Origin of the sequence: Actinophytocola sp. (genome assembly GCF_035712165.1) — a bacterium.
In the GTDB taxonomy this organism is placed as follows: domain Bacteria; phylum Actinomycetota; class Actinomycetes; order Mycobacteriales; family Pseudonocardiaceae; genus DASYTH01.
This window is the reverse complement of sequence record NZ_DASTBH010000381.1, coordinates 1-6,937: the sequence shown is the minus strand read 5'-3', so window position 1 is coordinate 6,937 and position 6,937 is coordinate 1. Positions and strand designations below refer to the sequence as shown.

At 71.6% G+C, this 6,937-nt stretch carries 8 protein-coding genes; 7 read left to right on the top strand and 1 reads right to left on the bottom strand.

The window, feature by feature from the left end; translation table 11 throughout:
- The 6 genes from VFO68_RS21110 to VFO68_RS21085 form a co-directional block, all read left to right on the top strand.
- Positions 1–1,833: xanthine dehydrogenase family protein molybdopterin-binding subunit (locus tag VFO68_RS21110; protein ID WP_325160071.1), on the top strand; the 1,833-nt coding region annotated here is incomplete at its 5' end.
- A gap of 14 nt (positions 1,834–1,847) precedes the next feature.
- A complete protein-coding gene (locus VFO68_RS21105; RefSeq protein WP_325160070.1) occupies positions 1,848–2,300 on the top strand; it encodes a (2Fe-2S)-binding protein in 453 nt (150 codons plus the stop codon).
- A complete protein-coding gene (locus tag VFO68_RS21100; protein ID WP_325160069.1) occupies positions 2,297–2,863 on the top strand; it encodes a superoxide dismutase family protein in 567 nt (188 codons plus the stop codon). The genes VFO68_RS21105 and VFO68_RS21100 overlap by 4 nt, the downstream gene beginning before the upstream one ends.
- Before the next feature lie 80 nt (positions 2,864–2,943).
- Complete coding sequence (locus VFO68_RS21095) at positions 2,944–3,447, top strand: hypothetical protein (protein WP_325160068.1); 504 nt, start codon at positions 2,944–2,946, stop codon at positions 3,445–3,447.
- Between the two features lie 71 nt (positions 3,448–3,518).
- Positions 3,519–4,355, top strand: a complete 837-nt coding sequence (locus VFO68_RS21090; protein ID WP_325160067.1) for a TIGR04222 domain-containing membrane protein — start codon at positions 3,519–3,521, stop codon at positions 4,353–4,355.
- Positions 4,356–4,445: 90 nt separating this feature from the next.
- Complete coding sequence (locus VFO68_RS21085) at positions 4,446–5,873, top strand: gamma-aminobutyraldehyde dehydrogenase (RefSeq protein ID WP_325160066.1); 1,428 nt, start codon at positions 4,446–4,448, stop codon at positions 5,871–5,873.
- Here VFO68_RS21085 and VFO68_RS21080 read toward each other — a convergent pair.
- Positions 5,854–6,114, bottom strand: a complete 261-nt coding sequence (locus VFO68_RS21080; protein WP_325160065.1) for a hypothetical protein — start codon at positions 6,112–6,114, stop codon at positions 5,854–5,856. The two genes, VFO68_RS21085 and VFO68_RS21080, sit on opposite strands and share 20 nt — an antisense overlap.
- Positions 6,115–6,243: 129 nt before the next feature.
- Between VFO68_RS21080 and VFO68_RS21075 the strand changes: the two genes are divergently transcribed.
- Positions 6,244–6,937: helix-turn-helix transcriptional regulator (locus VFO68_RS21075; RefSeq protein ID WP_325160064.1), on the top strand; the 694-nt coding region annotated here is incomplete at its 3' end.

Below are 6,937 nucleotides of genomic sequence, written 5' to 3'. Positions count from 1 at the left end.
AACCAGATGACCGGCGGGTCCAACTCGGTGCGCTCGCTGTACGGGCCGGTTCGCGCGCTGGCGGCGGCGGCCCGGGCCCGGCTGGTGACCGCGGCGGCCCACCGGTTCGGCGTCGCGCCGGGCACGCTGACCACACGGGACACCATGGTCGTCGCGCCGGACGGCCGGACCGCGGCCTACGGTTCGCTGTCGGCGGCCGCGGCGAAGGTCACGGTGGCCGCGGCGGTGCTGGCGAAACCGAAGGCGGAGCACAAGCAGCGGCTGGTCGGCCGGCCCACCACCCGGATCGACGCCCGCGATCTGGTCACCGGCAAGGCGAAGTTCGCGCTGGACCTCGACGTGCCCGGCGCGCTGCCGACCGTCGTGGCCCGGCCGCCGACGATCGGTGGCACGGTGCTCACGGTCGACGACGCGGCGGCCCGGGCGATGCCCGGCGTGGTGGCGGTGACCAGGATTCCCACCGGCGTGGCGGTGGCGGCCCGCACCTTCGGCCAGGCCATCGCCGCCCGGGACAAGCTACGGATCACGTGGGGCCGTGGCGGAATCGACAATCTGTCCGATGTGGACATCCGGGCGAAACTGCGTTCGGCGGTGCCGCCGCTGACCCCGCTCGGGTTGCTGACCGCGAGTGTGGACGCGGAGTTCGCGTTCGCCTTCGTGCCGCACGCGCCGATGGAGACCAACGCCGCGATCGCCGACGTGCGCGCCGACCGCGCCGAGATCTGGTCCGGGCTGAAGACCCCGATCGCGGCGCAGGAGACGATCGCCGCCGAGTTGGGGTTGCCGCGCGACCGGGTGACCGTGCACGTGACCCGCAGCGGCGGGTCGTTCGGCCGGCGGCTGTTCTTCGACGCCGCGCGGGAGGCGGCGCAGATCTCGAAGCGGGTCGGGGCGCCGGTGAAGCTGATGTGGACCCGGGCCGACGACATCCGGCACGGCCGGTTGCGGCCGGCCACCCACCACCGGCTGCGGGTCGGTCACGCCGCCGGGCGGGTGCTGTCCTACGAGCACCGGGTGGCCGGGGTCCGCACCGACTTCGGCACCGGCGCCGGCGAGGCCCTGACCTCCACCTTCGCCACGCTGGCGCCGGACGTGCTGCCGCAGGCGGTGTTCGCGCTCACCGAGAAGGTGCCGTACGACTTCGGCGTCGTCACCGAGTTGCTGGGTGAGATCCCGCTGAAGATGCACACCGGGAGTTGGCGCTCGGTCTACTCCGGCACGGTCCGGGTGGCCGAGGAGATCATGGTCGACGAGGTGGCCCGGCGGCTGCGCCGCGACCCGGTCGAGTTCCGCCGCGCGACGCTGAAGACCGACCGGGCCCGGGCGGTGCTGGACACCGTGGCCCGCAAGGGCGAGTGGGGCCGGGTCTTGCCGGCCGGGCACGCCCAGGGCGTCGGGCTGCACGAGGAGTTCCGGTCCTGCGCCGCCTACCTGGTCGAGATCGACGCGACCGACCCGAAGCAGCCGCGGGTGACCCGGGCGGTGATCGCCGCCGACGTCGGCCGTCCGATCAACCCGCGCGGCCTTTCCGCACAACTGCTCGGCTGCCTCACCGACGGGATCTCCACGATCCTGCGCGCCGGCGTGCACATCGACAAGGGCCTGCCGCTGGAGGCGAGCTACGCGCACTTCCACTACGCCACCCAACGCCACACACCGTCCGACGTGGACATCCATATCCTGCCGGCCACCGGCGAACCGGGCGGCGCGGGCGAACTGGGGGTGCCGGCCGCCGCGGCCGCGGTGGCCAACGCCTACGCCCGGGCGACCGGGACCAGCCCGCGCAGCTTCCCGATCAACTTCGACGTCGACTTCGTCCCCCCGCCCCGCTGAGGAGCCGCCCGCACATGCCGCGTTACACGATGATCGTCAACGGTGACACCGTGACCGTCGAAGCCCCCGGGGATATGCCGCTGCTGTGGGTGCTGCGGGACCTGCTCGGCATCACCGGGCCGAAGTACGGCTGCGGCGTGGGCGTGTGCCGGGCCTGCACCAGCCACCTGGACGGCGCCGAGATCCAGCCGTGCGTCACCCCGGTGGCCGAGTGCGCCGGACGCCGGGTCACCACCATCGAGGGTCTGGCCGACGGCGAGACGCTGCACCCCGTCCAGCAGGCCTGGCTGGACGAGGACGTCGCCCAGTGCGGCTTCTGCCAGCCCGGGCAGATCATGGCGGCGGTGGCGCTGCTGCGGCGCACGCCCGATCCCACCGACGCCGACATCGACAAGATCGAGAACGTCTGCCGGTGCGGGACCTACTTCCGGATCCGGGAAGCGATCAAGCGGGCGGCGGCCCGGTGAAGCACTCCGCACGCCGGCTTGCCGCCACGGTGGCCGCGCTCCTCGTGTCGGCCATCCCAGCCGCCGCGGCCGCCGAGTCGACCGGCGTGACCCTGGCCTGGGGCACCTTCCGCCCCTACACCCCGCGTGCCGTAGCCGTCACCCACGACCCCGTGCTGGTGCCGCCCGGTGCCGGCGCCTCGGTCCTCGCCATCTCCTCCCCCAACTCCACCGTCGTCACCATCTCGGTCCGCCACCTGGTCCCGCACCGCGACTACGGCGCCCACGTGCACACCCGCCCCTGCGGGCCCGACCCCGCCGGCTCCGGCCCCCACTTCCAACACCGTCCCGACCCCCGCCAACCCTCGGTCGACCCCGCCTATGCCAACCCCCGCAACGAAATCTGGCTGGACTTCAGCACCGACGAGTTCGGCAACGCCACCGCCCGCGCCACCGTCAACTGGACCTTCACCACCCGCCCCGCCCGCGCCGTCGTGATCCACGAACACCACACCCACACCGGCGCCGGGCACGCCGGCACCGCAGGCGGCCGCCTCGCCTGCGTCAACGCGAGGTTCCGGTAGCGGCCTAGGCAGTCCGGTCGGCAGATATGGGCAACCGCTACCGATGCCGGCAACGGCGTGCTCCGGGTCTCATGGCGTACATGAACCTCAAGACCAAACGCGCGATCAGCGCATCCCTCATGATCGTCGCCGCCAGCCTGGCCCTCACGGCGCCCGCCCACGCGGCGACCGAGATCAAGGTCAGCAGCGGGCCGATCTCGGGCGGGAACAGCATGTCCGCCACCGGCACGCCGGCCCCTGACGTCTTCCAGTTCGACGGTTCCAGCGGCGGCGCGGTGACCGTCTCGTCCACCTCGACCGGGGTCGTCGCGGGGACCGGGTGTGTCCAGGTCAACCCGTTCGCCGCGCGGTGCTTCGGCATCGTGCTCATCGAGGCGTTCGGCGGGTCCGGCAAAGACACCATCACCAACAACACGAACGCCCGCATGGGCGTCAACGGCGGCAGCGACAACGACACGCTCGTCGGGGGATCGTTCCGGGACACGCTCAACGGCGGGGTCGGCAACGACTTCGCCAACGGCCGCGGTGGCTTCGACACCTGCTCCGTGGAGTCCTTCACGTCCTGCGAGGAGATTACGTCCTGAACCGGAACCCCCTGACGTTCATCGCCCGTCCGACGACATAGCGGGCAGAACGGCCACGAGGGGTGAGGGCAATGGAACCCTGGGGCATATCCGGACCGCTGTTCGTCGTGCTGTACGACGTGATCTTCGCCGGCAGTGTCATCCTCATGTTGTTGGTGCAGAAGGTGTTGACCCGGGCCGGTTCCGGACGCGGCGCCGACACCGCCGAACTCGATGTCTATGAGGCGGCGCACCTGGCCGGGGGCGTCCGGAGGCTGGTGGACACCGCCATCGCCGCGCTGGCCATCCGGGGCCTGGTGCACGTCTCCCGGGACGGCCGGCTGACCGTGACCGGCGATGCCGGCGGCGCCGGGCCGATCGAGACGGCGGTCGCCACCGAACTGCGGCGCAACCCGTTGCGGTCGGTGGTCTACGCGATGGTGCGCAACGCCCCGGCGGTGCGGGCGGTGGACAGGCGGTTGCGCTCGCGCGGCCTGCTGCTCGGCGGGTCGCGTGCGCTGCTGTGGCGGCTGGTGGCGGTGCCGCCGGTCGTGGTGTTCGCGATCGGGATCCTGCGGCTGGTCAACGGGCTCGCGCTGGGCCGCCCGATCGAGTCGCTGGTGTTGTCGCTGCTGCTGAGCCTGGGTGTGCTGATCTGGGTGTTCTTCACCATGCGCAGCCAGGACAGGCAGGTCACGCCGCTCGGGCGGGCGGTGCTGGACCGGTTGCGCCTGCGGCACCGCCAGCAGACCGGCGGCCGGCGCGACGTTCCCGCCGACTGGCAACTGACCGGCGTCGCCCTGGTCGGCTACGCCGCCGTGGCCGATCCGATCCTGCGCGCGGCCCTGGCCGGCGCGCCGCTGACCAAGGGCAGCCGCTCCTACGACGACTCCTGCGGCTCGAGCAGCACCACCAGTTGCGGCGGCTGAGCCTGCGGAACCCGTCGCGCGTGCCCTTGTCTGCCACGGAATCGGTGGCAGGATTCGGACAGGCCCGTGGTAAACCGTTGGGAGCGCGCGATGGGTGACACACTGCGGAACTTCATCGGGGGCGAGTTCACCGAGCCCGCCGAGGACCGGTACAGCGATCTGGTCGACCCGTCGACCGGCGAGGTGTTCGCCACCGCGCCGTGTTCGGGGGCGGCGGACGTGGACCGGGCCGCGAAGGCGGCGGCGGAGGCGTTCCCCGGGTGGCGGGACACCACCCCGGCGCAGCGGCAGCTCGCCCTGCTGCGGCTGGCCGACGCGCTGGAGGCCCGGGCCGACGAGCTGGTCGAGATCGAGTGCCGCAACACCGGCAAGCCGCACGGGCTCACCGCCAGCGAGGAGCTGCCGCCGGCCGTCGACCAGATCCGGTTCTTCGCCGGGGCGGCGCGGGTGCTGGAGGGGCGGGCCGCCGGGGAGTACCTGGAGGGCCACACCAGCTACGTGCGGCGCGAGCCGATCGGGGTGTGCGGGCAGGTCACGCCGTGGAACTACCCGCTGATGATGGCCGTCTGGAAGTTCGCCCCGGCGTTGGCGGCCGGTAACACGGTGGTGCTCAAGCCGTCGGACACCACGCCGGCGTCGACCCTGCGGGTGGCCGAGATCGCCGCCGAGTTCCTGCCGCCCGGCGTGCTGAACGTGGTGTGCGGCGACCGCGACACCGGGCGCGCGCTGGTCGCCCACCCCATCCCGCAGCTGGTGTCGATCACCGGCTCGACCCGGGCCGGCATGGAGGTCGCCACCGCCGCCGCGGCCGACCTCAAGCGCACGCACCTCGAGCTCGGCGGCAAGGCCCCGGTGCTGGTGTTCGACGACGCGGACCTGGCGGCCGCCGCCGAGGCGATCGCCATGGCCGGGTACTTCAACGCCGGCCAGGACTGCACCGCGGCGACCCGGGTGCTGGCCGGTCCCGGGATCCACGACGAGTTCGTGGCCGCACTGGCCGAGCAGGCGCGCAACACCCGGACCGGCCCGCCGGAGGACACCGACGTGCTGTACGGCCCGCTGAACAGCGCCGGTCAACTGGACCGGGTCACCGGGTTCGTCGACCGGCTGCCCGACCACGCCGAGTTGGCCACCGGCGGCACGCGGGTCGGCGAGCGCGGCTACTTCTACTCCCCCACCGTGGTTTCCGGCCTGCGCCAGGACGACGAGCAGATCCAGGACGAGATCTTCGGCCCGGTGATCACCGTGCAGCGGTTCACCGACGAGGACGAGGCACTGCGCTGGGCCAACGGCGTCCGCTACGGCCTGGCCTCCTCGGTGTGGACCCGCGACCACGGCCGGGCCATGCGCCTGGCCCGCGCGCTGGACTTCGGCTGCGTCTGGATCAACACCCACATCCCGCTGGTCGCCGAAATGCCGCACGGCGGCTTCAAGCACTCCGGCCACGGCAAGGACCTGTCCCTGTACGCGCTGGACGACTACACCCGGATCAAGCACGTCATGCACGCCCTCGACTGAGCGCTGCACACCGGGCCACCAACGCCCGCATCGACCGGCACCAGTCGTCCCCGTCGTCCGGGAGGGCGTTGAGCGCCGCCTCATACCCCAGGTAGTAGGCGGCCAGGATGGCCGGATTCGACCGGTCCGCCGGCTCCCGCGCGAGGAAATGCATCACCACGTCGGCAAAACTTGCGTTCGCCGGCCACGGCGGCACCAGCCACCCCCGATGCGGTTCCGGATGCCGAACCCCGTTCGCCATTTGGCCACCTCCTCCACGACTTGCGAAATACTCGGCGAGGCGGTAAATCCCTGCAACGAACTTGCCTAGGCGCAACGGGTTTATCTCGGTGACGCTATGCTGTTACCGGCCGACAAATGCGGAGAAACGATGGCTCGAACCCCTAAAGCCCGCGCCCTCGGGGCAGCACTCCGCCAGGCCCGAGGAGACCGCAACCTCCTCCTCCGCGAGCTCGCCACCGAGATCAACAGAGACATCGGCGTGCTGTCCCGCTGGGAAACCGGCGACCGGACTCCCAAGCCCGAACAGGTCGCCCAGATCCTCACCAAACTCGGCATAGCCGGCCCCCGCTACGACGAGATCATGACCCTCGCCTATCGCACTGACGAATCCCAATGGGTGGCGAACACCCAACCCGAACGCCGCCAGCAAATGGCCGCCTACCTGGAATGGGAACGCAACGCCACCCACATCGTTGAAGTGGCACCGCTGCTGATTCCCGGTCTGCTGCAGACCGGCGAGTACACCCGGGCGATCATGACGGCCGCAGGGGTTCCGAAGAACGAGATCGAGTCGCGGGTCACCACCCGGATCCAGCGCCGGGACGTCATCACCCGTCCGAAGCCAGCCGAGTTGCTGGTGCTCCTCGGCCGGTGTGCGCTCAGTCAGGATGTCGGTGGACGCCGGGTGACCATCGAGCAGCTAAAGCATTTGCTCGAGATGGCCGCCCGCACCAACATCGAGTTGCGAATCGTTCCCGACCACCGCGGCTGGCATCCGGGGCTCGAGGGTGCGTTCGGCCTCATCGAGGCCGGCTCGGCCTCGATAGTGTTCGTGGGCACCC